24 protein-coding genes are annotated in these 25,389 nt (G+C 32.6%); 13 read left to right on the plus strand and 11 right to left on the minus strand.

Annotation, left to right across the window (positions count from 1 at the left end; genetic code table 11):
• Positions 1-35 precede the first annotated feature (35 nt).
• From CLORY_RS08870 to CLORY_RS08885, 4 genes are all read left to right on the plus strand, one after another.
• A complete protein-coding gene (locus tag CLORY_RS08870; protein WP_079423398.1) occupies positions 36-950 on the plus strand; it encodes a M15 family metallopeptidase in 915 nt (304 codons plus the stop codon).
• Between the two features lie 84 nt (positions 951-1,034).
• Entirely contained in the window at positions 1,035-2,090 is a 1,056-nt protein-coding gene (locus CLORY_RS08875; protein WP_079423529.1) for an amidase domain-containing protein, read from the plus strand.
• Positions 2,091-2,514: 424 nt separating this feature from the next.
• Positions 2,515-3,414 (plus strand): ATP-grasp domain-containing protein, encoded by a 900-nt coding sequence (locus tag CLORY_RS08880; RefSeq protein WP_079423400.1) that lies wholly within the window; start codon positions 2,515-2,517, stop codon positions 3,412-3,414.
• On the plus strand, positions 3,411-4,262 hold the full coding sequence (locus CLORY_RS08885; RefSeq protein ID WP_079423402.1) for an ATP-grasp domain-containing protein: 852 nt from the start codon (positions 3,411-3,413) through the stop codon (positions 4,260-4,262). The genes CLORY_RS08880 and CLORY_RS08885 overlap by 4 nt, the downstream gene beginning before the upstream one ends.
• A 132-nt stretch (positions 4,263-4,394) precedes the next feature.
• Here CLORY_RS08885 and CLORY_RS08890 read toward each other — a convergent pair whose 3' ends face one another.
• Positions 4,395-5,309: a pseudouridine-5'-phosphate glycosidase gene (locus tag CLORY_RS08890; RefSeq protein WP_079423404.1), complete on the minus strand. Its 915-nt coding sequence runs from the start codon at positions 5,307-5,309 to the stop codon at positions 4,395-4,397.
• Positions 5,303-6,397 carry a PfkB family carbohydrate kinase gene (locus tag CLORY_RS08895; protein WP_079423406.1) on the minus strand — a complete coding sequence of 365 codons (1,095 nt, stop codon included), beginning with the start codon at positions 6,395-6,397 and terminating at the stop codon, positions 5,303-5,305. The genes CLORY_RS08890 and CLORY_RS08895 overlap by 7 nt, the downstream gene beginning before the upstream one ends.
• 281 nt (positions 6,398-6,678) lie before the next feature.
• Between CLORY_RS08895 and CLORY_RS08900 the strand changes: the two genes are divergently transcribed.
• Entirely contained in the window at positions 6,679-7,332 is a 654-nt protein-coding gene (locus CLORY_RS08900) for a DUF6483 family protein (protein WP_079423408.1), read from the plus strand.
• A gap of 302 nt (positions 7,333-7,634) precedes the next feature.
• Here the strand turns inward: CLORY_RS08900 and CLORY_RS08905 are convergent, their stop codons facing one another.
• Positions 7,635-7,997, minus strand: coding sequence for a P-II family nitrogen regulator (locus CLORY_RS08905; protein ID WP_079423410.1), 363 nt, complete (start codon positions 7,995-7,997; stop codon positions 7,635-7,637).
• A gap of 312 nt (positions 7,998-8,309) precedes the next feature.
• On the opposite strand from CLORY_RS08905, the gene CLORY_RS08910 reads away from it, so the two are divergent.
• A complete protein-coding gene (locus CLORY_RS08910; RefSeq protein WP_079423412.1) occupies positions 8,310-9,206 on the plus strand; it encodes a D-alanine--D-alanine ligase in 897 nt (298 codons plus the stop codon).
• Between the two features lie 38 nt (positions 9,207-9,244).
• Positions 9,245-10,681 carry a MocR-like pyridoxine biosynthesis transcription factor PdxR gene (gene pdxR, locus CLORY_RS08915; protein ID WP_079423414.1) on the plus strand — a complete coding sequence of 479 codons (1,437 nt, stop codon included), beginning with the start codon at positions 9,245-9,247 and terminating at the stop codon, positions 10,679-10,681.
• Between the two features lie 89 nt (positions 10,682-10,770).
• Here pdxR and CLORY_RS08920 read toward each other — a convergent pair whose 3' ends face one another.
• A complete protein-coding gene (locus CLORY_RS08920; protein WP_079423416.1) occupies positions 10,771-11,802 on the minus strand; it encodes a 3-deoxy-7-phosphoheptulonate synthase in 1,032 nt (343 codons plus the stop codon).
• Between the two features lie 278 nt (positions 11,803-12,080).
• On the opposite strand from CLORY_RS08920, the gene CLORY_RS08925 reads away from it, so the two are divergent.
• From CLORY_RS08925 to CLORY_RS08940, 4 genes are all read left to right on the plus strand, one after another.
• A complete protein-coding gene (locus CLORY_RS08925; RefSeq protein ID WP_079423418.1) occupies positions 12,081-12,776 on the plus strand; it encodes a phosphatase PAP2 family protein in 696 nt (231 codons plus the stop codon).
• Between the two features lie 37 nt (positions 12,777-12,813).
• Positions 12,814-14,598 carry a peptidoglycan D,D-transpeptidase FtsI family protein gene (locus CLORY_RS08930; protein ID WP_139376007.1) on the plus strand — a complete coding sequence of 595 codons (1,785 nt, stop codon included), beginning with the start codon at positions 12,814-12,816 and terminating at the stop codon, positions 14,596-14,598.
• Between the two features lie 96 nt (positions 14,599-14,694).
• Positions 14,695-15,708, plus strand: coding sequence for a VgrG-related protein (locus CLORY_RS08935; protein WP_079423422.1), 1,014 nt, complete (start codon positions 14,695-14,697; stop codon positions 15,706-15,708).
• Between the two features lie 5 nt (positions 15,709-15,713).
• Entirely contained in the window at positions 15,714-16,136 is a 423-nt protein-coding gene (locus tag CLORY_RS08940; protein ID WP_079423424.1) for an acyl-CoA thioesterase, read from the plus strand.
• Positions 16,137-16,210: 74 nt separating this feature from the next.
• On the opposite strand, the gene CLORY_RS08945 is transcribed toward CLORY_RS08940, so the two are convergent.
• From CLORY_RS08945 to CLORY_RS23030, 5 genes are all read right to left on the minus strand, one after another.
• The gene (locus tag CLORY_RS08945; protein ID WP_079423426.1) at positions 16,211-16,993 is read right to left on the minus strand and encodes a putative ABC transporter permease; all 783 of its coding nucleotides are present in this window, start codon (positions 16,991-16,993) and stop codon (positions 16,211-16,213) included.
• A 41-nt stretch (positions 16,994-17,034) separates the two neighbouring features.
• Positions 17,035-17,619 carry a protein kinase gene (locus CLORY_RS08950; protein ID WP_079423428.1) on the minus strand — a complete coding sequence of 195 codons (585 nt, stop codon included), beginning with the start codon at positions 17,617-17,619 and terminating at the stop codon, positions 17,035-17,037.
• A gap of 68 nt (positions 17,620-17,687) precedes the next feature.
• Positions 17,688-18,323 (minus strand): PAQR family membrane homeostasis protein TrhA, encoded by a 636-nt coding sequence (trhA, locus tag CLORY_RS08955; RefSeq protein ID WP_079423430.1) that lies wholly within the window; start codon positions 18,321-18,323, stop codon positions 17,688-17,690.
• A gap of 137 nt (positions 18,324-18,460) precedes the next feature.
• Positions 18,461-19,489 (minus strand): branched-chain amino acid aminotransferase, encoded by a 1,029-nt coding sequence (locus CLORY_RS08960; RefSeq protein WP_079423433.1) that lies wholly within the window; start codon positions 19,487-19,489, stop codon positions 18,461-18,463.
• Positions 19,490-19,716: 227 nt separating this feature from the next.
• Complete coding sequence (locus CLORY_RS23030) at positions 19,717-20,139, minus strand: hypothetical protein (protein ID WP_242954378.1); 423 nt, start codon at positions 20,137-20,139, stop codon at positions 19,717-19,719.
• An 84-nt stretch (positions 20,140-20,223) separates the two neighbouring features.
• Here CLORY_RS23030 and CLORY_RS08970 point away from each other — a divergent pair, with 84 nt between their 5' ends.
• Positions 20,224-20,493 (plus strand): hypothetical protein, encoded by a 270-nt coding sequence (locus CLORY_RS08970; RefSeq protein ID WP_079423435.1) that lies wholly within the window; start codon positions 20,224-20,226, stop codon positions 20,491-20,493.
• 31 nt (positions 20,494-20,524) lie between these two features.
• Positions 20,525-21,616 carry a tRNA 2-thiouridine(34) synthase MnmA gene (gene mnmA / locus CLORY_RS08975; protein ID WP_079423438.1) on the plus strand — a complete coding sequence of 364 codons (1,092 nt, stop codon included), beginning with the start codon at positions 20,525-20,527 and terminating at the stop codon, positions 21,614-21,616.
• A gap of 83 nt (positions 21,617-21,699) precedes the next feature.
• Here mnmA and thrS read toward each other — a convergent pair whose 3' ends face one another.
• Positions 21,700-23,637 carry a threonine--tRNA ligase gene (thrS, locus tag CLORY_RS08980; protein WP_079423440.1) on the minus strand — a complete coding sequence of 646 codons (1,938 nt, stop codon included), beginning with the start codon at positions 23,635-23,637 and terminating at the stop codon, positions 21,700-21,702.
• 388 nt (positions 23,638-24,025) lie between these two features.
• The gene (locus tag CLORY_RS08985) at positions 24,026-25,369 is read right to left on the minus strand and encodes an aspartate kinase (RefSeq protein ID WP_079423442.1); all 1,344 of its coding nucleotides are present in this window, start codon (positions 25,367-25,369) and stop codon (positions 24,026-24,028) included.
• Positions 25,370-25,389: the final 20 nt, after the last annotated feature.

Genomic DNA, 25,389 nt, shown 5'->3' on the forward strand with positions numbered 1-25,389 from the left:
AATAAAACATTTATATATAAAGAAGGTTATTAAATATGAAAAGAAGGATATTATTGTTTTTTTTATTTTTTGTGGTACTTGTCTCCGTAGAACAAAATACGGTATTTGCTTTAGTCAATGAGGATGATGACAGTGGATATAAGAGAATCAAGCAGGATCTTTTATGCATGTATATGGGCTATCATGATTACATTGAAGGTTTTGAAAAATCAGGAGATAAAATTTTTATTAAGTTTCGTTCCGGCAACAAAGTTATCTACGATGATAAGATTGAAAAAGGATTCCAACAGATGTTAGTAAATGCAGACGTAGAAGATTCACTGAAGCAGCTTTATCCTCTACAGCCTGTTACAAAATTATCAGAACAAGATTTTGATCCCGGCCGTATGCGGCCGTATGCTTTTTTAAGCGAGATATATGGCAGAAATAGAAGTGAATTAAGCAAGAATATAGTCAATGTAGCAACTAGATATAAAAATTATAGTTTTAATAGAAACAATGGTGCTGCTGATGCACTTAAAAATACTATGAATGAACTTACATCGTTTTCTAACGGAAGTTTTAACAGATTCCTTTTCCCAGGCTGTGGCACATATAACTACAGAGTTATAAGCGGCACAGGCAGGTTAAGCCCTCACGCTTTTGGAATAGCAATCGATATTAACAGTGATAGAAGAGATTATTGGAAATGGTGTACTCGTGAACAAGGAGAAAAGAGGATTCTTGAATATCCTAAAGATATGGTCAATATATTTGAAAAAAATTATTTTATATGGGGAGGAAAATGGGGCCATTTTGATACACTTCATTTTGAATATAGACCCGAAATAATTATTAAAGCGAGATATTTTACGAATACCCACAATAGTGAAAAATGGTATGGCAAATTAGATGTTAAGAATCCTGTAGTTGAAAAGGGAATTTCTTTGATTAACGCAGCGTTTGAATAAATATATCTAAGCATAGGAGGTGTTTACTTGAAATATTATACTGATAAATTCAAATATGTTATAAAAATAGTATTAATCATTGCTATGCTTATTAGCAATATACGATGTATAAAAGTATATAGTATTGAAGAGCAAGCAGAAGATACCAGCGAAATAGCTGAAGCTGTAAAAGATATATTTAAGAATAGAAACGACGCAATAATAACAAAAGATCTGGAATTGATTAAGTCTATATATGATTTAAAAACAAAATATGGTACTTGGGCTTTCGAATACGAAAGAAAAAAGCTTCAATATATAATTAACTGGGAACAGAGACAGGGTGTGAAGTTTATTGAGATTAAACCTAATTTAGTAATAAGAAGAATAAGAAAAAGAAGTGATAATAAATATTCAATAAATCTGTTAAACAGTACTGAATACAAATATATATATGAAGATAGACCAGAAGAAATCAATACCTTTAGGATAGGAACTCATCATACATTACAGCTTATGAATGAGGGCGGTTTTTTAGTAATTACAAAGGAGTGGTATAAAGATCCTTTCGCAGATTCATTAGATGCAGATAATTCTAAAAAAGAAGCAGTAAAACAATACATTTTAAGTCAAGAACGTCGAGATTTTTCTGCTATTCCTGCGAGAAGAATGAATGCGATGGAATATGCATATAAGTATTGTGGTGCAGCTTCAGAGGAGAAGGACGGATATAAATATAATAGGAAGTATAGAAACTATAACTATATGGGCGGAGATTGTGCTAATTTTGCATCACAGATTCTTTTCGAAGGCGGAAAATTCAGAAAAAATTCTGCTTGGAATTATGACAAATCAGGTGCTACTGGTGCTTGGGTAAATGCAGATAGATTTAAGAATTATATGCTCAACAGCGGAAGAGCTTCGTTAATAGCATATGGAAGCTACGACAGAGTATATAAAGCTTCTTATAAACTGCTTCCTGGTGACTTTGTAGCTTATGAAAAAAAAGGAGATGTAACACATATTTCCACGGTCAGTAGTGCTGATTCAAGAGGTTATTCATTAGTAACCTGCCATAATACAGATAGAAAGGATGTACCATGGGATCTAGGATGGAGCAATAGAAAGATACGTTTTTGGCTGGTGCATGTACATTACTAAATGTCAGTAAGTTAAAAGTAAGAGTTTATGCTTATGATATAATATAAATAAAAGACGAACCAGAAAGTGAATTAAATGAAGATAATATTTAGTAGTTAGTGTATGCTTTAAATAGGTAAGAGAAAAGAGTAAAGAGTAGAGAGAAAAGTGAAGGAAGAAATTCTGCTGGGCAGAATTTCTGAGAATTTAAATCTGATTATCGGCGATAACTTTTTAAAAAATAAGACTATACCTAGTATTACAAAAGGATTATCTAAATAATTAAGAGTCTCTATACAATCAAAATTCAGCATGGCTGAATTTTAACCTTCACTTTTCTCTTTTCTCTTTACTCTTAACTCTCATACCTATTTAATGCACTTTCCCTAGACTATTCCGTCTAGAGCATTTGGTTCGTAATTTATTTATAAGAGGTGATAAATAAGTGAAAAAATATACTGCATGGATTGTTTATAACGGAAATTTAAATATAGATAAGTTCACTAGTCAGGTTCAGCATTTTAAAGATGTAGCAGAAAAAGAAGGTATTGAAGCTGAAATGGTAAAGAATAACGAATTATTGACAGCGGTTAAGAATGGAGAAGCAGTAATAGAGGGCAAGTATAAAAATGCGCATCCTGATTTCGTTATTTTCTGGGATAAGGATATAGCTCTTGCAAGGCATCTTGAAAAGACAGGCATGAGATTGTATAACAATTCAAAAGCTATTGAAATATGTGATGATAAAGGGTTAACCTACGAAGTCCTTTCGAACAACCACATAAAAATGCCGGATACAATAATAGCACCGAAAGTATATATAAAGGTTGAAGACTTTTCAACCTATGACTATATTATCAGTTTTCTTGGTTTTCCAATGATTATTAAGGAGTGCTTTGGTTCATTTGGTGCCCAAGTTTATATGATTAATAACCGCACCGAGTTAATAAACAAAATTCAAGAATTAGGGAATAAACCTTATGTTTTTCAGAAATTTATAAATTCAAGCTACGGAAAAGACATACGTCTAAATGTTGTTGGTGGACAAGTAGTTGCAGCTATGCTGCGTACATCAGAAGATGATTTTAGAGCAAATATAAGTGCGGGAGGCAGAATGCAGCATTATGATCCCACAGAAGCTGAAAAAGCTCTAGCAATAAAATGCTGTGAGCTTACAGGCTCTGCTTTTGCTGGAGTTGACTTACTTTTTGGTCCTAATGGAGAACCTATTGTCTGTGAAATTAATTCTAATGCACATATGAAAAATATATATGACTGTACTGGTGTGGATGTAGCAGAGCATATACTTAAGTACATAATTAATGACATGGAGGTTGAGAAATGAATAAGACAGGCTGGTTAATATATACTAAAAGTGAAGCTATAAGAAATGAGGGTTTTATTAAAATAATGCTTTCAGATGCAGAAAAGCTAGACATGGACTTACAGTTGAGATATAGAGAGGACTTTGCTTTTGGAATTAAAGATAATGTTCATTTTGTAGCCTATAAGGGATGTATTGAAAAGATGCGTGATTTTGTTATCATGAGAGATATGGCTCCTATGTTTACAGAGCAAATAGAAAAAATGGGAGTTAAAGTATTCAATAACTCTTTTACTTCCCGTATATGCAATAATAAAGCTCTGCTTCATCAGTATATGGCTAGTTTCCATATTCCAATGATGGATACCTATTTCTTTTCAAAAGGAGATTATATAACTGGCAATATGAAATTTGACTTTCCAGTAGTAGTTAAAGCTGTATCAGGAAGGGGAGGCAAACAGGTTTTTAAGGCCGATGATATGAAGCAGCTAATGGAAATAACTGATTCTATTGAGGATGATATTATTGTCCAGAAAATGGGCGAAGTCCCAGGAAGGGACGTAAGAGTTTTCGTTATTGGAAGACAAATAATAGCTGCTATATTAAGAAGTTCAGATGATGATTTCAGAGCCAATTTTTCATTAGGAGGCAGCGCTAGACTATATGAACTTAATGAAAAGCAAAAAGAATTAATACATAAAATAATAGAAAAATTTGAATTTGGAATGGTTGGCATAGATTTTATCTTTGACATACAGGGTAATTTTATTTTAAATGAAATTGAAGATGTAGTAGGCAGCAGAACTTTATATAAAAATTCAAATATTGATATTGCTAAAATGTATTTGGAGTATATTAAAAATTGTTAGTTAAAGGCAAATGATCAGCGATCATTTGCCTTTAATGGTTCTTGTAGTCAGCAGCACAACAATAATAATGATAAAGGGTTTATTAGTTAAAATTTTTTTTGCATTCATGTTTTTTTTCTTTGTTTTTCATGATTATAGTTTTGATAGTTCTAGGGCAAACTGTGCACCTAATTTAGCATTATTATAAACTAGATGTATATTAGATTCTAAGCTTTCTCCTCCAGTAAGTTCTTTTACCTTAGCAAGAAGAAATGGAGTGGTTTCCTTTCCTTTAATTCCTTTTGTCTTAGCTTCCGATAAAGCTTTTTCTATTGCTAAATTTATAGTCGTAAGATCCATGGAAAATTCCTCTGGAATAGGGTTAGCTATGACAGCACCGCCTTGAAGTCCTAGCTCCCATTTTGCTTTAAGAGCTTCAGCAAGTTCCAAAGGGCTGTTAACTCTATAATCAACCTTAAATCCGCTTTCTCTTGTATAAAAAGCTGGAAGTTCTTCAGTTTTATAGCCAATAACAGGTACTCCTTTAGTTTCAAGATATTCAAGAGTCAATCCCAAATCAAGTATTGATTTAGCACCAGCGCATACAACAGCTACATTTGTTTTAGCAAGTTCTTCTAGATCCGCAGAAATATCAAATGTTTGTTGTGCTTCTCTATGTACACCGCCTATACCGCCAGTTGCGAATACTTTAATTCCTGCCATTGCAGCAATTATCATAGTTGATGCTACAGTAGTAGCTCCATTTGCCTTTCTAGCAACTATAAATGGTATATCTCTTCTGCTTGTTTTTATTACACCCTCAGCTTTTCCAAGGTACTCTATTTCATCAGCAGTAAGGCCAACCTTCAGCTTACCATTTAAAATAGCTATAGTTGCAGGTATGGCACCATTTTCTCTGATTATTTTTTCAACATTCAATGCAGTTTCCACATTTTTAGGGTAAGGCATACCATGGGATATAATTGTTGATTCAAGTGCCACAACAGGTTTGCCGCTTTCTATAGCTTCCTTTACTGCATCATTAATTACAAGATATTTTTCTAACATAAGTTCAGCTCCTTAATTATTTTATTTATATTTTCTACTGACATACTGGGATTTATTGTGTCCTCATGAGAAAGTGCTAATACTGATGCAGCCATTGCCATTACAGCGGTTTTATCAATATCATAGTCATTGCAATAGCAATAAGATAAAGCTGCTACAAAAGCATCCCCAGCACCAGTAGTATTGATTACATTTACTTTGAAATTTGATATGTGTTTTTGCGTTATACCATCATTATAGAACAAACCCTCATCACCTAATGATATAAATACTCTTTTAACACCTTGACCCAAAAAGTATTTTGATGCTTTCCAAGCGTCATTCAAAGATGATATTTTAATTCCAGACAGCATCTCAGCTTCTATTTTATTAGGTTTAATAGTATGAAATTTACCAATTATATCTTTTACTTTTAAAGCCTTAGCAGAAGATACCGTGTCCAAAAAATATTTTGTGTTAGTAAAATTAGTAACTATATATTCTATAACCTGTTTAGGTAGATTTGTATCTATTACACACAATTTAGAATTGTTTATTATGTTTTTTTTCTTTTTTATAAAAGGGATATCCATTTTTTCAAATATATCCATCTGATTTACGGCTGTAATCATGTCGCCTTTTTCATCAAGCATTGATAAATAAGTAGAGGTAGGGAACCCTTCTAAAATCATGCATTGACTTACATCCAAATCTATCAGTTTTGCATCCTCAATTATCTTGCTGCCATAAATGTCGCTGCCGATTACAGATATCAATTTCGTGTCTATACCTAAACGAACGATATTTTCCGCAATATTCCTTCCTACACCGCCTAATGAAATTTTAACTTTTCCAGGATTCGAATCCTTAAAAATCATCTTATTATTAGGGAATCCCTGTATATCAATATTTGAACCTCCTATTACAGTGATGTATGGGGATTCAGTTACAATATAGCCTTTTCCTTTGATATATCCCTTTTTCAGAAGGTTAGTTATATGTACTGCTACGGAAGAACGAGTAATACCGAGTATATCTGCAAGCTGTTGCTGAGAAATTAAAGGGTCATCCTTAATTAATTTTAATATCTCCTTTTCTCTGTTTGTCATAATCACACCTCTTAACATTTGCTTATGTAATAAACTATAGTTTATATTATATCAAATCTTAATATTTTGCAAGATGTTAAATAAAAAATGGTAGGAAGTGATTTCCGTCGGCTGGAAAATACATTCATCAAGCACTTATATCTATATCGACTCTATGTATTTGCAAAACTTACATTCACTTTTTTCTTTGCACTTTTCTAACTTTACGTAAAATAATATTTATACTATAATAATATAAATAGACTAAGCGATGTTGCGTTTAAAAAGGGTGGTGCACAATTATGATAAAAAATGATATATTAACTGAAAAACTTAAAGAGTTATCTCGTGTATTGACAACTATTTTAGATTACACTAATAAAGATGAAATCATAAAAAGCTGGGATACTTTAAATAAAGCTTACCGAAAGCTTATGGGCATAAATTCTAGTATGGCGATAAATCTGTCATACAGCGATCTAATGAAATTTATAGGAGCTTATGAATCTCCTGAAACTGTGAATTTAGTTGTCACAGGAAAATTACTTAAAGTTCATGCATACCTATGCAGCATCCAAGGTGATGAAGTTAGTGCATTAAGTCAGAGTGTTAAAAGTGCAGAAATTCTAATTAATGCGTTACTTTCAGATTTTGAAACAGCTATTGATTTATGTTTGGATGATATAGATGAAATTATTAATGTTATTTCTGAATATGAAATACCTTTAGATTGTAAATATCTAATCTTTAAATATTATGAGGCTATTACAAGATTTGATAAGGCAGAAGATTATCTTTTCGAGATGAGAGAACAAAATAAAGAATCAGACTTTATTAAAGAAGAAGGAGAGAAGTTTTACGAAAAACTTCTTACCCTACCTGAAACTGTCCTAGAAAAAGGAAACCTTCCAATAGACGAAGTGAAAGATTCCTTGGAAAGCTTTAGAAAAATTTAAATAGAAAACTCTATACCATTTTTACAAAGAATAGGAAATTATGATTTTTGCCAATTGTGAATAATTTTCAACTGTGTATGAATAAATTGTATGTATTGTTAAAAGGATGTGACTATATATATACGAAGTAATATGAAGATAGCTCTTAAGAAAATACTAATAAACAAATAAACAAGAAAAATAATTTGGGAGAAGTAATATAGAAAATAATGCTTTGTAAATGCATAGAGTAGGCATAGGGTAGGAAGTGGTTGGAGGAGGCATTTTCCAGCCGACGGAAATCACTTCCTACTCTTTTTTATCTACTCTTTATCTTGTAGTGCATCCCAGCCTTCTTCACCGGTTCTTACTCTTATTACATTAGTAACATCGTAAACAAATATTTTTCCGTCTCCGATTTGTCCTGTCTTTAGGACCTTCTTTGCGGTTTCAACGACGGTTTCTACTGGTATTTCACACACAACAACTTCAACTTTAACTTTAGGAATTAAATTTATTTCAAGTTCGTTGCCACGGTAGAACTCTTTGTAGCCTTTTTGCATACCACAACCCTGCACGTTTGAAACTGTCATTCCAGTTACGCCTATTTTATTCAACGCTTCTTTTAATTCTTGAAATTTACTTGGACGGGCAATAATTTCAATTTTACTTATCTTTTTATCCATGACAATCACACTCCTAAATATATTTATAAAACGTTATTATTTTGATAATATAATACTATAAATATTATAAAATATCAACGAAAAAGGTTTTACAAATATTAATTTATATATTATATTATTAAATATGCAGAATATTATGATACTCATAATATCTATTTTTGCCGACAGGGATAATTTTACCTTACATATACCACTTGTTTTAACCACCATACCACTATAAAGCAAAAAAATAAAAATAGTGGGTATTATGTTAATGGTTAATATCCATTAGAATAGTATTAAAGATATTAATTATAAAATTTGGAGGTTTATATGAGAATAGGTGTTATAGATGGAGGAATTTCTTCTGAAAAAGAAATATCGATATTGAGCGGAAGAGAGATAATAGCGAATATCGACAAAAATAAATATGAAGTTAAAGAAATTTTAATAGAAAAAGAAGAAGATGTTTTTGAAAAAATAAAGGATATAGATTTTGCGTTTATTGCACTTCACGGTAAGTTTGGTGAAGACGGAAAAATACAAGCCGTATTAGAGACAAAGGGTATTCCCTATAATGGCTGCGGTGTTCTTACTAGTGCATTATGCATGGACAAAAATTTAAGCAAAAAGATATTTTTATCTGAAGGTGTGAAGACAGCTGACTGGGTTATGGTAACACCAGAGGATGAACTACCAATGGATAAGTTAAAGAAATTTGGGTATCCCCTTGTTGTAAAACCTAATAACGGTGGATCAAGTATAGGTATTTTCCTTGTAAAGGATGAGAAGGAATTAAAAGCAGCGCTAGAAGAAAGCTTTAAATATGACAAAAATGTTTTGATTGAAGAATATATAAAAGGACAAGAAATAACTTGTTCTATGTTAGATGGAGAAATTCTTCCTACAATATTCATCAATCCCAGTGAAGAATTCTTTGATTACCAGTCAAAATATTATGATAATGGCACTAAAGAGGTAGTAGGCGAGCTTCCTAAGCATTTGGATGATAAGCTGAAGGTAATCGCTAAAAAGTGTTGGAAATTATTTAACCTTGAAGTTTATAGTAGAATAGATTTTCTTATAAAAGATGATGAATTTTATGCTCTAGAAGTAAATACTCTACCAGGTATGACAGCTAACAGTCTTGTACCCAAAAGTGCAAAAGCTGTAGGTATTGATTTCCCAAAACTTCTAGATAAAGTTATTGATTGCTCATTAAGAAAATAGTTTATATCATATTTTGATCAAATGGTTGGGAGAGATTTATGTTTTTTCATATAAATACCGATTCGGAAAAACCAATATATATACAAATATTTGATGCTATAAAAGAGATGATCGAGACTAATATGCTTCCAGCTCATAGCAAGTTGCCTTCCACTCGAGAGATGGGAAGGCTTCTTGGCGTTTCAAGATCCACTGTAATAACTGCCTTTGAATGCCTTGAAAGCAGTGGCTTTATTTATACATTGAATGGAAAGGGAACATTTGTATCACCTAAGAAGATCAAATTAAATAATGAGTGGAATATAGATTGGAAAGAAAAATTCAATCAGTATGCTTATGATACTGAAGATCTTGACTTGATGAAAAATGGAATGCCTTATAAAAAAGGAATGATATCATTTAAATCCATTGCTCCTGACGAAAACCTTTTTGATATAGATGAAATTAAACGTTCCTTTATGGATCTTATGGGGGTGGAAGGTAACAAAATTCTAAATTACGGATATGCAAAAGGGTATCGGCCATTAATTAATTTTATAATGGAATATATGAAAAAGATTGGCGCTGCTTTAGAAAATAAATCTGTAATTATCACTAATGGTTTTACTGAAGGGTTTGATCTAGTTTTAGATTCTCTTACTAGTGCTGGAGATAAGGTATTATGTGAAAATCCTACTCATAATACAGCTATAAAGCAAATGCGCCTTCATGGACTGGATATTCACGGTGTAAATATGGATGAAAACGGTATGGATGTTTCAGCACTGGAAAGTGAATTGCTCAAATGCCAGTTCAAATTAGCGTATCTAATTCCATCTTATCATAATCCCACAGGTATAAGTATAAGCTATGATAGAAGAAAAGAACTGTATGATGTATTTAAACAGCATAATGTTCCAATAGTTGAGGATGGTTTTAGTGAGGAATTGCAGCATCATTCTTCTCATATAGCGCCAATGGTGGCTGTAAGTGGTAAGGAAAACTCTGTAATATATATCGGCAGTTTTTCAAAGATTTTATTTCCAGGTATGAGAATAGGGTGGATATTTGGAGATGAAGTGTTAATAGATATGCTGCAAAGCGTAAAAAGAGCTAAAAACATTCATACATCATTTTTAGATCAAGGTATTCTTTATCATTATATGCAGAGTGGCAGCTATGAAAAATATATTAAGAAAATAAGAAATATATATGGTGATAAATGTCAATATACGATAAAACTTATTAAAAAGTATCTTCCATGGGAATATATTAGTGGGGAAGGCGGTTTATATGTATTTATAAAGCTTAAAAATATTGATTCCCATAAGCTTTTGGAAAATTGCTATAAGCGAGGTGTACTTTTTATGCCGGGGGATGTATTTTATGTGGAGAATCCAGCTAAAAATGCATTGAGATTAAGTTTTTCAAGAAATTCCTATGAGGAGCTTGAAAAGGGGATAAAGATAATAGGAGAAGAATGCATGAAATTTTAAAAATGGTTACACCCTATGTCGGCTAGTTCCACTTGGTTAAAGGCCTAAATAATCTTTAAGGTGTAACCATTTTTAATTATCTTTACTCTTTATACATTCTCTGCAATATAATATATTAAGTTTTCAGTATCTTCCCATCCTAGGCAAGGATCTGTTATCGACTTACCATATATATTATTATCTGAAATATCCTGCCTGCCTTCTACAAGATAGCTTTCTATCATCAATCCCTTTATAAACTTTTTAAGATTTGAGTCCCACTTTCTGCTGTTAATAATCTCTTTAGCTATTCTAGGCTGTTCAGCAAACTTTTTCATTGAATTTGAGTGATTAGTATCTATAATAACAGCTGGATTTTCTAGATCTCTTTTGGCATATGATTGAGCTAATAGCTGCAAATCTTCATAATGGTAGTTAGGAATGTTTCTGCCATAAGAATCTACTGCACCTCTGAGAATTGTATGTGCCAAAGGATTTCCAGAAGTTCTGACCTCATATCCAGCATATACGAAATCGTGTCCCATTTGTGCTGCGACTACTGAGTTGAGCATAACAGAAAGATTACCAGATGTAGGATTTTTCATACCTGCAGGTACATTCATGCCGCTTACTATCATTCTATGTTGCTGATCTTCTACGGATCGAGCCCCAATTGCTACATAACCCAAAAGATCAGACAAATATGTGTAGTTTTCAGGATATAACATTTCATCTGCAGTTACAAGATGAGTTTCGCTAAGAACTTTTAAATGCAGTTTCCTTATAGCTTTTATTCCTTCAGCTACATTCGGTGCTTTGTTAGGATCTGGCTGATGCATCATGCCTTTATAACCTTCACCTGTTGTGCGTGGCTTATTAGTATATACTCTAGGAATTATTAATATTTTATCCTTGACTTTTTCCTGCAGCTTTGCAAGTTTTTCTACATATTCACACACAGGATCTTCATGATCTGCTGAGCAAGGACCTATGACAAGAATGAATCTGTCATCGTTATTTGTAAATACGTTTCTTATTTCTAAATCTCTTTTTTCCTTCACATCTTTGAGATTTTCCGGAACAGGTATTTCCTCTCTTATCTGCTTAGCAGATGGAAGTTTTCTAATGAATTTCATATTCAATTAATATCAAGCCCCCTAAATAATGTGCTTAATAATTGGCTAAAAAAGCAATTATTAAGCTAAAAACAGAATACCATCAACTGAATAATTTTTCAACATAAAAAGACAAAGGTATGTATCATACGCCAATACTAGGTTAAATATATAGTTAAATATATAGTTATATATAAGTTTGATTAATAAAATGTGCTTAGACAGATTACATAAAATATGCTATACTTGTTTCAAGAGTATTAGGGGGTTAAAAGGATGGAATTGAGATCTGGAAGGGAGTCAATATGGTTAATATAAATAACGAAATTTACTATAAATACAAGCATTTTTCAATGCTATTATTGTATGGAATAACCGGTATGCTTTTTGGTCTATGCGAAAAGCACATTAAATATACTAAACTTGTTTATTCAAGTCTGGATTCCTATATACCGTTTGTAAAAGAAGCGGTTGTACCTTACATAACATGGTACATCTATATAGCTGTAGCGATATTGTTTTTAGGCCTATATTCAGTTGTTGACTACTATAAGCTCGTTACTTTTCTTACGTTAGGAATGCTTGTAGGAATTACAGCGTTTATATTGTATCCGACTAGGCAGAATTTGAGACCTGTCATAGCTAGTAATGATATTTTTTCAAGCATGATTAAAACCATATATAGCCTTGATACACCAACTAATGTGACTCCCAGTCTTCATGTCATGTTAAGCATTGGAGTATTCTGCTCATTAGAAAATTGCCAGTTACTCAAGAGCAAAAAGGTAATACGTGTTATATCGCTTATAACAATGCTTTTAATTTGTGCTTCTACGGTTTTAATAAAACAACATTCAATAATAGATGTATTTTGGGGAGTTATAGCAGGTATAGGCTTGTATATTTTAATTTACAAAGCTAAACCTGATATATGGAGCGTTTTAGTGACTAATGGGACCGATGCTAAAGATAAGATTACGATGCATGAAAATGATTTATAATAAAATTTAGAAAGACATATTGTCAAGGGTGATTCTGTTGAAATTAACAAAGAAAAATAAACCGAAAGTAAAAAGACATAGACTTTTTGTTGTATATTTTGCACTTACCTTAATATACATTGCGTTATTTGGTAAAATAACGTATATAATTCTGTTTAATGGTAAGCAATATAAAAGTTTAGCAGACAATCAATGGTTTAAAACGGTATCATTACCGGCTAAAAGGGGAGATATCTTTGATAGCAGCGGAAGGGTACTAGCAGTCAGCAGCGATGTATATAGAGTTGATGCAGATATAAAAACATTAAATGGCAGTCTCAGCAGAAATAAAATCGGTTTAAGCGATTTTAATGATGAATTTTCTAGAATTCTTGACGTAAAAAAAGGAGCTATGTTAAAACTGCTGACTAAAAGGAACTCTAAAAATGAGTTGGTTAGTTTTACAGGAATAAAAAGAAAAGTTGATAAAGATACTATAGACAAGATAAAAGCTTTAGTAAAAGATAATGGTGTGCTTGGCATTATAATTTCTCAAGATTCAGAGAGATATTATCCCAACAATTCATTTTTATCTTCAGTTTTAGGAAGCACTAATCAGCAGGGAAACGGTATAAGCGGAGTTGAACTCACTTATAATAATATTTTATCAGGTAAAGATGGAGTAGAAGTTATTGAATCGGATAGGCATAAAAATAATTTACCCTATACAAGCAATCAAGAAGTACCGGCCATAAATGGAAAAAATATAACACTGACAATAGATAACAGAATACAATATATTGTTGAAACAGTAGCAAAAGAAACTTTAAGAAAAACAGGAGCAAAAAATGTAAACATTATAGTTGCAAACCCTAAAAACGGTGAGATTCTAGCTATGACAAGTAAACCTGATTATAACCTTAATGATCCTTCTGGTAACGGTAAAACTATTTCGCAGCTTCAGAACATTTGGAAGACAAAATCAGTTTCAGATGTGTTTGAACCAGGTTCAATTTTCAAAGCTATAACAGCTGCAGCTGCACTTGAAAGCAATCTTGATACAAGCAAATTAAGATTTGTTTGTAATGGAACAATAAAAGTCGGTGGAGAAGTACTTCATTGTGATGATAATAAAGCCCATGGAATTGAAACATTCTCAGATATTATAAAGAATTCTTGTAATGTAGGATTTGTAGAGTTGTCTAAAAAACTTGGAAAAAATCAGATATTTTCTTTTGCGAAAAACGCAGGCTTTGGTAAAAAGACAGGGATAGATTTACCTGGTGAAAGTTCAGGAATAATAAAAGATCAGGATAGTGCGAGACAAATTGATACTGCAACAATGTCATACGGACAAGGTATTGCTGTTACACAGGTTCAATACATAGCAGCTTTTAATGCTATAGCTAACGGTGGTACATGGATAACTCCTCACGTTATGAAAAACATAGGACATTATAACAATAATGAAAAAAATGTCATAGATAAGTCATATGATAATTATGATCGTAAAACAATAATGAGTCCAGAAAATACTAAAAAGCTGAGAAAGTACCTTCGCAGAGTCGTAAAAGAAGGTACAGCAAAAGCTACAATAATAAAAGGTATACCTGTAGCTGGCAAGACAGGAACAGCACGTAAGGTAGATGCTAAAACAGGAGGCTATAAGAATCATACATATATATCGTCCTTTGCAGGAATGGCACCGTACAACGACCCTAAAATAACGCTGATAGTGTCAGTTGATGAGCCTAATCCCAAAACCTACTATGCAAGTCAGACAGCAGTTCCTGCAGCTAAGAAACTTTTTATTCAGATCTCGAAGTATATAAATTTAAAGTAAATTTTGATATAATTCAACACTTTTATGGATTATTTTACATTTAAATGGTATAATTAATATATCGAAATGTTCGTTATATAACAAAGGGGTGAGATTTTGGATAATTATTTTAATAGCACTGGTGTTAATGCCAGTATGTTGAACAGTTTATTAAATAATTCGTACTCATATGGAAATACTGGAATAGCTTCAAGTCTAAATTCTGCTGGAAGTTCTTCAGTTAATGCTTCAAATGCTCAAAATGCACTTAATACACTTATATTTGAAAATGTATTACAAACTATGCTAAATAGTATGTCTACCAGCAGCAGTAGTGATAGCAGCGGTTACGGTGGTTATAGTAGTCTTCTTTCTTCGTTAGTTTCAAATCAAGGTTATAATAATTATTCTAATCTATTATATTCTAATAGTAATTATGATTTAAATAGATTATTATATAGTACACTTAATGCAAATTCTACTTCTCCTAGTAGTAGTGTAACTTCAGATGAATTAGGAGCGTTGTCTGCAAAATATGAATCTAACGGTAATCCTGGTACTATTGCCAATAACTCTGGCGATAGCGGCGGAAAATCTTATGGTGCTTGGCAATTTTCAGCTAATAAGGGTTCCCTTAATTCTTTTATAAGTTGGCTTAAAAATAATAATGAACCTTATTATAATTTTTTAACCTCTGCAAAGGCTAATGATGGCAATACCTTTGGGTCAAATTTTGATTCTGCTTGGAGATATCTCGCTGATAAGGATAGAGCAGGTTTCCTTGATTTACAACGTAGATATGTTAAAAATACTTATTATGATGCAGCGGTTGATAAGATAAAGGATCAGTATGGTATTGATATTAATTCTAGATCTAAAGCACTTCAGAGTGTGGTTTGGTCTACAGCAGTACAATTTGGAGTAGGTGGAGTCTCTAAGATTTTCTCAAGAATTAATACATCCGGTTCAGATGCGGATTTAATTAATGGCATATATAATGAAAAAGAAAAAGTTAATGAATATTTTAGAAGCAGTTCATCATCCATTAGAAACAGTGTTTATAACAGAGCACTAAATGAGAAAGCAGATGCACTCGCTATGCTTTATTCTGATAACACAGAGAGGGGATAAAACTTTTGTATATTAATGACACATTCATTAGAGTACGATATGCTGAAACTGACCAGATGGGAATAGTTCATCATTCTAATTATTATGTTTGGTTTGAACTTGCTAGAGATGAGTTTGTTGAAAGTTTAGACCTTAGCTATAAACAACTGGAAAGCGATGGTTTGTTTATGCCGTTAGTAGAAACAAATTGTAAATACATATCTCCTGCTTTATACAGTGAAAGATTGAGAATAAGTACTTATATTAAAGAACTTACGCCTGTTAAAATAATCTTTGGATATGATGTATTCAAAGAAGGTGCTAAGAGACCAATAGCTAAAGGAACTACTATACAAGCGTTTGTAGACAGTAACTTCCATATAATCAATCTAAAGAAAAAGTATCCTGAATTATTTGAAAAGTTTAACCCGATGTTAGATGTAAAATGATTTTTAATTATTAATACAAGAATATAAATGAATTAATAAATAAAAAGATGGCTTATTATATGCCATCTTTTTATTTATAATATTCTTTCTTTTATTTCATCAATTATTTTACCAAAGCTCTTTGAAGAAACTTTAGGGAAGGCTAATATTATTCTTCTGAATTTGAAATTAGATCTACTCATAAGCTTATCATAACTTTCTTTTAAGTATTTTATTTTTCCTTCCAAAATAGATGCTTTAGCAGTATCTACAAGCTTATTTTTCATAGTTTCTATATTACACTTTAATTCGGATGATAGCTCATAAAGCTCATTAAATATTTTTCTAAATTGAATAAGATTATTAATCGTAGCCGTTATATCAACTACAAATACAATAAGTAGAACATTATAGGATATCTCTAAAAAACTATGTGGCAAAAGATGTACAAATCTATCTACAGGAGGATAGATAAATTTTATGAAAATAACCGTAATAATAGCCCAGAAAATTGAAAACTTCAAACATACATATCCCATAATATTAAATTTATTATCTGTGTAATCCCACCATCTTGCTTTAAAAAAATGTTCTAGGACAAAGCCTGTAATAAATTCAAGCAAAGATGAAAGTATTAAGCCGCCCCCAAATAATAATATATAATTGTTGCTAAACGGTGATAGCACAATAATAACTATAACTGCAGCAACTCCATATATTGGACATACTGGTCCATATAAGAAACCCCTGTTTACTAAACGTCTATTCACTGAATAGCAGTATATAACTTCCAATACCCATCCAGCAAAAGAATATATTATAAAATAAAGAAACAGGTAATAGTAAGTTGTATTCGAAATATATGGCAATAATTTCACCTCATTTGTAGCTTACTCTTATCTATAAGAACTAATTTTCATTAAATACATATCCTGGTAGATATATATTTGCATATTTTATCATTCCATTTTTTATACAATTCAGGACTATTTTCATGAAGTACATTCAAAAATATGTCTAATGCACCTAAATTATAGAGACCTTTACATAGATGCTGGGGATAATTTCTGCTTTTCGAAAAACATTTTTTAGGGTCTATAACCATCAAAGTGTTATCTGGTGTTACCATTATATCCTTACATCTTATATCATACTTTTTAAACTTAAGTTTTTTAAATTCTTTTAAGAGACCAATCACTTTTACTGCAGTACCTTTATCAAGTCCGTTCTTTTTAATATAATCTTTTAATGTTATTCCATCAACAAAATCTCTAATCATATAGTTACCTGACATACCATAGACTCGTGGAAAATATTTATTATTATTTATCCGTTTTAAAATATAGTATTCGTTTCGACAACTCTTTTCAGAAAAACATATCTTAATCACTTTTTTTTCAGGAAGCATATATACTATACCATTATGTCCTTTGCCAAGACTTTTACAGGTAAGCAGATTAACCTGAAAATCGATTATATATTTTTTGTATAAATCGTCCTTCATTTTAGACCTCTTAATAAATAGTATTATTAATATAGTATGAGAAGGCCTAAATCAAAGTTACACAATTCCTACAAAATAAAAAAGACTGAAAAAAAGTGACAAACACTGCCAGCGATTACGAAAAGGTGCCAGACTGGATGATTATATGGTATTTTATTTAATGAGTAAAGAAGAGCGCCCACAGTGTAAGCTACGCCTCCGATTACCAGCATATAAAAAGATATATGCGGAATATGTAACCATAAGATCTTAATAGATATAATTATCATCCATCCCATTATCACATACACGATTGTAGAAATCTTATCATATTTTCCTACCCATTTACACTTTATTATTATACCTATAACCGCCATAGTCCAAATTACACCGAAAATAGACCATCCTAAAGGACCTCGTAATACAGTTAAAGTAAATGGAGTATAGGTGCCAGCAATCAAAATGTATATTGAAGAGTGGTCGAATATTCTAAATACTCTTTTGGCCTTTCTATTTGTTATGCTATGATATAAAGTCGATTCAGTGTAAAGAATAACTAGAGAAGCACCAAAGATACTATAGCTTACTACATGCCAAGCAGTGCCGTGTTGAACAGCATTTACTATAAGCAATACAAGAGCAGCTATTGCGAGCAGGCTGCCTATCCCATGAGTTATTGCATTAGCTATTTCTTCACCTGTCGTATAAAACTTTTTATCATCCATATTGATATCGCACCTCCTTTATAAATATTACCATACAAATCAAATTTAGTATAGTCAAATAGATCATGGAAGAGAGCTACTATTGAAAAAAAACCGCTTCGATAAAATTTACCAAAGCGGTTTTTTTAAATCCTTAACTATTCAACTTCAAATATCCAGCCTTCTGGAGCCTTAACATCTCCGAACTGAATTCCTATTAATGTATCATATAATTTCTTAGTGATTGGTCCAACCTCTTTTTCACTATAGAACACATGAAGCTTATCTTCATATTCAATACCGCCTATAGGACTGATAACAGCTGCTGTACCACAAGCACCAGCCTCTTTAAACTCGTCAATTTTATCTATATAAACGTCTCTTTGCTCTACAGGCATATGTAAATAATGTTCTGCTAAGTAAAGAAGAGAATATTTAGTGATACTAGGTAAAATAGAAGGAGATACAGGAGTTACAAATTTATCATCCTTTGTAATACCAAAGAAGTTAGCTGAACCCACTTCCTCTATTTTCTTATGAGTAGCTGGATCTAGATATATGCAATCTGCAAAACCTCTCTTAGCAGCTTCTGCATGAGGAAGAAGACTTCCTGCATAGTTTCCACCAACCTTTACTCCGCCAGTTCCTTTAGGAGCTGCTCTATCGTAATCAGATACACAGAAATTAACTGGTGTCATTCCACCTTTAAAGTAAGGACCTACAGGCATGCAGAATATAGAAAATATGTATTCTGTAGCAGGTTTTACACCTATATTATCTCCAACACCTATAACGAAAGGTCTTAAATATAAAGTAGCACCAGTGCCATATGGAGGTACATATTCTTCATTAGCCTTGACCACCTTTTTTGCAGCATCCAAAAACATATCTATAGGAACTGTAGGCATAAGCAATCTATCACAAGTAGCCATCATTCTTTTAGCATTAGCATCTGCTCTAAATAGTTGTATCTTACCTTCCTTTGTTCTATAAGCCTTCAATCCTTCAAAACACTGCTGACCATAATGCAGGGCAGGTGATGCTTCACTAATTGTAAGCATATTGTCTTTAACTAGTTTTCCTTCACTCCATTTTCCATCTTTCCAATAGGAGATATAACGGTAATCGGTTTTTATGTAGTTGAATCCTAATTCCTTCCAGTCGATATTCAACATTTTGAAATTCATCTCACTTTCATAAATTTGTTCGTATACAGATTAAGTTGCAAAATAGTACTCAAACCATATACCGTATATTATGACATTATGCGTGTAATTATCTTCATAGTTTAAAAGTTAATTACACGCATAATTAATATGTGTACGTTACTATTATTATAGCATAAATTCATGGCTTGGATTAATAAATCTATATTTTTTTGTATTTTTATGCTATATATTTCATATAAACAATGTTAATAGCACTGAAAACTCTCTATGCGGCGCAAATCCATTCCAAAGTATACCCATCTTCTTCCGTTCCATCTAAATCCAGAAACCGATCTTCTTCCAACAAAAGTTAAATATGCCCAGAATCCACGGCCTCTTTCTGGCCAAATAAATATGAATCTAAATGTACATGGTCGTATGCTTCCAGGATCTACTGCCTTTACGCTTGCCTGACCGCCTTTTTGTGGTGTAGTTGAAGGTGGTGGTGTAGTTGGCGGTTTAGCAGCAGGAAATCCAGGCATAGGTGGCATGAACTGCCTATATGGACATTCTGGCGGAAGATCACTGGTTTCTAATTCATATACCTCGCTTACATCATTTAGTCCTTCAAAATCATCATCTTCTTCAGATCTATAACCATCATATTCAGGATAATTGTAAAATAGCATAGACACTCTCCTAATTTTTAATTACAATATATGATATGATTATATTTAAATTTTGTGATATATTTTAATAAAAAAGGAGCTAAAATGTTTAGGATAAATGGAAGAATAATTAAAAACAATAAAATAGTTAAAGACTTAGTAGTAGAGGACAATTTAGAAGGAAGTTATCAGGATAAGCTTAAACGTTGTATCGACAAAATATGTAAAGAAATAGATATAGCAAGACCCTATTGGCTTCCCGTGAATGTTCATGAATATAATAAACGCCGTAAAGTAATTTTTGATTATAATAATTTTATTGATGATATTGATTTTGATAAATTTGTGATTGAAGAGCTTAAGGAAGAAGAGTAAAATACGTTTTATAGAAAGGCCGTTGATTTAGATGGAAAATAAGAACAAAAAGATAGTAGTTGGTATGTCTGGAGGTGTAGATTCATCTGTTGCAGCACTTTTACTTAAACAGCAAGGATATGACGTAGTTGGAGTATTTATGAAAAACTGGGATGAAACAGATGAAAATGGTGTTTGTACAGCTGTAGATGATTATGATGATGTTAGAAGAGTCTGCGATAAAATAGATATTCCTTACTATTCTGTAAACTTTGTAAAGGAGTATTGGGATAGAGTATTTTCATATTTCCTTGAAGAATATAAAAAAGGACGTACACCTAATCCTGATGTAATGTGTAATAAAGAGATTAAATTTAAAGCTTTTCTTGACTATTCTATGGAAATAGGTGCAGAATATATGGCCACGGGCCATTACACAAGAGTTGATTTCAAAGATGGAGAATATAGACTTCTTAGAGGAATAGATCAAGGAAAGGATCAAAGTTATTTTCTATGCATGCTAGGGCAAGATGCTTTATCAAAATCTATGTTTCCGGTAGGAAATTTAGAGAAAAAAGAGGTTAGAGAACTTGCAAATAAATATGATTTAAGTACAGCTAACAAAAAAGACAGTACTGGAGTTTGCTTCATAGGCGAAAGAAATTTTAAGAAGTTTTTAAGCAACTATCTTCCGGCAAAAAAGGGTGATATAAAAACACCGGCAGGGGAGACGGTTGGAAGGCATGATGGCCTTATGTATTATACGATAGGTCAAAGAAAAGGACTTGGGATTGGTGGAAAAGGAACCGGCGAACCTTGGTTTGTAGTGGAGAAGGATTTAAAGAACAACGTATTATATGTTGTTCAAGGCGAAAACAATCCTGCCGCTTTTTCCTATGGGCTTGAGGCTTCTGAACTAAATTGGATAAGCAATAAACCAATGCCTAGTGAATTTAAGTGTACAGCTAAGTTTAGATATAGACAACCTGATCAGGGAGTTACAGTACATTTAAAAGACAATGCCTGCTGTACAGTGATTTTTGATAAACCTCAAAGAGGCATAGCTAAGGGTCAAGTAGTTGTATTCTATGATGGCGAGGTATGTCTTGGCGGGGGAATTATTGACGAAGCAATAACAAGATAAAAGAGTAAAGAGAAGAGAGTAGAGTGATGGAAAAAACTCAGCTAAGGCTGAGTTTTTTATAGCATAGGTATTTATACTTGATATTAATCAAGAGTTCTGTTGTTAACCTCACCTATAATTCTCTCGATAAAGCTGTCAACACTAACTGAACCCTCGTCGCCATTCTTTCTGCTTCTAACAGCAACTTCATTGTTAGCAGCTTCTTTCTCTCCGAGTATAAGAAGATAAGGTACTCTTTGCATTCTTCCTTCTCTTATCTTATAGCCAATCTTTTCAGCTCTGTAATCTGCTTCAACTCTTAGGCCGCTGTCCTTAAGTTTTCTAACTACAGCTTCAGTATAGTCATGATATTTTTCTGATATAGGAAGTACCTTTACCTGAACAGGAGCAAGCCAAGTAGGGAAGGCACCTGCATATTTTTCTATAAGCATAGCTAGTGTTCTTTCATAACAACCTAATGAAGTTCTATGAATTATGAATGGTCTTTTCTTCTCACCATCTTTGTCTACATAGGACATACCAAATCTTTCAGCAAGCATAAAGTCGATTTGAACAGTAATAATAGTATCTTCTTTTCCATAAACATTTCTAGACTGAATATCAAGCTTAGGACCATAGAAGGCTGCTTCACCTACAGCTTCAGTGTAGTCAATCTCCAAGTGATCAAGAATATTTTTCATAGTAACTTCAGTTTTAACCCAAGCTTCTGGATTGTCTATATATTTATCTTTATTATTTGGATCCCACTTAGAGAATCTATAAGTAACATCGTCTTGAATACCAAGGGTTTTCATCATAAACTTTATAAGATCAACAACACCTTTAAATTCATCTTCAAGCTGTTCTGGTGTACATACAAGATGTCCTTCAGAAATAGTAAATTGTCTTACTCTTATAAGTCCGTGCATTTCTCCGGAAGCTTCGTTTCTAAATAGAGTAGAAGTTTCACCATATCTTATCGGAAGATCTCTATAGCTTTTCTGTGACGCATTGTAAACAGTAAATTGGAATGGACAAGTCATTGGTCTAAGAGCCATAACCTCATCTTCATTTTCAGGGTCACCAAGCAAGAACATGCCATCTCTGTAATGATCCCAATGGCCTGAAACTTTATAAAGATCACTCTTTGCCATAAAAGGAGTCTTTGTAAGTACATAGCCTCGTCTTTCTTCCTCGTCCTCAACGAATCTTTGAAGAATCTGAACAACTTTAGCACCCTTAGGCATTAATAATGGAAGACCTTGACCTATAAGATCAGAAGTTGTAAAAAGCTCAAGTTCTCTTCCAAGCTTGTTATGGTCTCTCTTTTTTGCTTCTTCAACTTTAGCAAGATACTCATCTAATTCTGATTTCTTTGGGAAAGAAGTTCCATATATTCTGGTAAGCATTTTATTCTTTTCGCTTCCTCTCCAATATGCACCAGCAACTTGTGTGAGCTTGAAAGCTTTGATATATTTTGTGCTCATAAGATGAGGACCTGCACATAAATCTACAAAATCACCCTGTTTGTAGAAGGAGATTACTGAATCCTCAGGAAGATCCTTAATAAGCTCAACTTTATAAGGTTCACCTTTTTCTTCCATTAACGCAATAGCTTCTTTTCTTGGTAAAACAAATCTTTCAATAGAAAGATCTTCCTTAACGATCTTTTTCATCTCTTCTTCAATCTTTGCAAGTTCCTCTACAGAAAATGAATCTTCCTTATCAAAATCGTAATAGAATCCGTTGTCGATGGCAGGTCCAATAGCAAGATGCACATTAGGGTATAATCTTTTTACAGCCTGAGATAGAATATGAGAAGTAGTATGTCTGAAAGCTTTCTGTCCTTCTTCATCCTTAAAAGTAACTACATTAAATTCGCAATCTTCAGATACTATGTCTCTAAGATCTGCAACTTTACCATTTATAAGTCCAGCACAAGCAGCTCTTGCTAGTCCCTCACTAATATCTTTTGCAATATCTAATACGGATAATGGAGATGAATATTCTTTTATTGATCCATCTTTCAATGTTAATTTCATATAATTCATCCTTTCATTGTATATTAATTAAATGATTTGGTTTCACCAAAAGGTGATTACCAAATAAAAAAACTCGTCTCTTTTCATAATAATGAAAAGGGACGAGAGTACATTCCCGTGGTTCCACCCAAATTTACTTATTTACATAATAGCAAATAAACCTTTTGGTCCAAATAATATTTGAACATAAAAATCCTAACGGTATTTTACCGGACTGTATTAGAGTCACTCAGAGGTAGTCTTCAAATGTAACCAGTTAAAGAATATTTACAGCCGCGATACTCTCTCTCTTGTAACCAGAAACAATCTACTCTTCTCTTCATAGTGTTAACAATGTTAGATTATAGAAATATTATAGCATAAAAAGTGTAAATGTAAATAGGAACTATTAGCTTTCGATAAAGTGACCATATATAGCTTGTATAGCTTTCTCGAAATCATCTGTCTCTATACCTACAATAATATTTATTTCAGAAGATCCTTGATTTATCATTCTTATGTTTATTTTCTGTTCTGCTAATGCAGCAAATACTTTAGCCGCAATACCTTTCGCTCTTGACATACCACGTCCAACTGTTGCAATAAGTGCCATGTTTGGATAAACTTCAAGAGAGTCAGGTTTACACTGTCTATTTATTTCGTCAAGTACATCTTCAAGTTTATCATTTATTTTCTTATCTTCAATGACAAGAGAAACGCTGTCTATACCTGAAGGCATACATTCAAATGGGATGCCATTGCTTTCAAGGATAGAAAGGAGTTTTCTGCAAAATCCTAATTCAGCATTCATAAGATTTTTTTCTACTGCAATTACTGTAAAATCCTTTTTCCCAGCTATACCTGTAATAGCAGAAGCTTTAACAACATATTTGTGCTCATCAACAATTAATGTTCCCTTATCTTCAGGTGCGTTTGTATTCTTTATATTTATTGGTATTCCAGCTTCTCTTACTGGAAAAACAGAATCTTCATGGAGTACAGTAGCACCCATATATGATAATTCTCTAAGTTCTCTGTACGTAATTACATCTATAGGCTTCACGTTATTAACTATTCTCGGATCGGCCATCATAAAACCAGATACATCTGTCCAGTTTTCATACATCACAGAGCCTGTACTTCTTGCGATTATAGCTCCAGTTACATCAGAACCGCCTCGTGAAAAAGTTTTTATATTTCCATTTGGAAGAGCTCCATAGAATCCCGGTATCACAGCTTTTTCAACATCGTTTAGCTTGTCCTTAATAGCTTTATCAGTACCTTCAGAATCAAAGCTTCCGTATTTAGTGAAATGAATAAGTTCTTTAGCATCCACAAATTCATAACCTAATAATTTTGATAATATTATTCCATTCAGATATTCACCTCTGCTAGCTGTAAAATCTGCTGAAGTACCTGCCTCAATATTCTTTTTCACTTCAGATAAATGAAAATCTATGTCTAAATCATGCATATAAGGAAATTTAAGTGAAAGACTTGCAACTATCTCCTTATATCGCGCAGATATTATATCAAAAACGTCATTAAAAGGAATCCCTTGCTCTACATGAGCATTACAAAGATAGAGCAGATCCGTTATCTTATAATCCGATGCAAATCTTTTACCAGGAGCTGAAGGTATTATATATCTTCTATTACTATCAGCTTCTACAATATTTTTTACTTTTTCAAACTGACCCGCATCGGCAAGAGAACTTCCTCCAAACTTAGCAGTTACAGCAGCTTCAAACATTATTAATAGCCCCCTTAAAA

This window comes from Clostridium oryzae (assembly GCF_002029235.1).
Lineage (GTDB): Bacteria > Bacillota > Clostridia > Clostridiales > Clostridiaceae > Clostridium_AE > Clostridium_AE oryzae.

Bases quoted from the DNA above. Each gene is read 5' to 3' on its own strand.
- trhA (WP_079423430.1), bottom strand. From the start codon at position 18,323: ATGGATGATAAAAAGTTTTATACGACAGGTGAAGAAATAGCTAATGCA.
- CLORY_RS08970 (WP_079423435.1), top strand. From the start codon at position 20,224: ATGTTTAGGATAAATGGAAGAATAATTAAAAACAATAAAATAGTTAAA.
- CLORY_RS08985 (WP_079423442.1), bottom strand. From the start codon at position 25,369: ATGTTTGAAGCTGCTGTAACTGCTAAGTTTGGAGGAAGTTCTCTTGCC.
- CLORY_RS08925 (WP_079423418.1), top strand. From the start codon at position 12,081: ATGGTTAATATAAATAACGAAATTTACTATAAATACAAGCATTTTTCA.
- CLORY_RS08960 (WP_079423433.1), bottom strand. From the start codon at position 19,489: ATGAATTTCAAAATGTTGAATATCGACTGGAAGGAATTAGGATTCAAC.
- thrS (WP_079423440.1), bottom strand. From the start codon at position 23,637: ATGAAATTAACATTGAAAGATGGATCAATAAAAGAATATTCATCTCCA.
- CLORY_RS08875 (WP_079423529.1), top strand. From the start codon at position 1,035: ATGCTTATTAGCAATATACGATGTATAAAAGTATATAGTATTGAAGAG.
- CLORY_RS08885 (WP_079423402.1), top strand. From the start codon at position 3,411: ATGAATAAGACAGGCTGGTTAATATATACTAAAAGTGAAGCTATAAGA.
- CLORY_RS23030 (WP_242954378.1), bottom strand. From the start codon at position 20,139: ATGCTATTTTACAATTATCCTGAATATGATGGTTATAGATCTGAAGAA.
- CLORY_RS08905 (WP_079423410.1), bottom strand. From the start codon at position 7,997: ATGGATAAAAAGATAAGTAAAATTGAAATTATTGCCCGTCCAAGTAAA.
- CLORY_RS08870 (WP_079423398.1), top strand. From the start codon at position 36: ATGAAAAGAAGGATATTATTGTTTTTTTTATTTTTTGTGGTACTTGTC.
- CLORY_RS08900 (WP_079423408.1), top strand. From the start codon at position 6,679: ATGATAAAAAATGATATATTAACTGAAAAACTTAAAGAGTTATCTCGT.
- CLORY_RS08890 (WP_079423404.1), bottom strand. From the start codon at position 5,309: ATGTTAGAAAAATATCTTGTAATTAATGATGCAGTAAAGGAAGCTATA.
- CLORY_RS08910 (WP_079423412.1), top strand. From the start codon at position 8,310: ATGAGAATAGGTGTTATAGATGGAGGAATTTCTTCTGAAAAAGAAATA.
- pdxR (WP_079423414.1), top strand. From the start codon at position 9,245: ATGTTTTTTCATATAAATACCGATTCGGAAAAACCAATATATATACAA.
- CLORY_RS08950 (WP_079423428.1), bottom strand. From the start codon at position 17,619: ATGAAGGACGATTTATACAAAAAATATATAATCGATTTTCAGGTTAAT.
- mnmA (WP_079423438.1), top strand. From the start codon at position 20,525: ATGGAAAATAAGAACAAAAAGATAGTAGTTGGTATGTCTGGAGGTGTA.
- CLORY_RS08895 (WP_079423406.1), bottom strand. From the start codon at position 6,397: ATGACAAACAGAGAAAAGGAGATATTAAAATTAATTAAGGATGACCCT.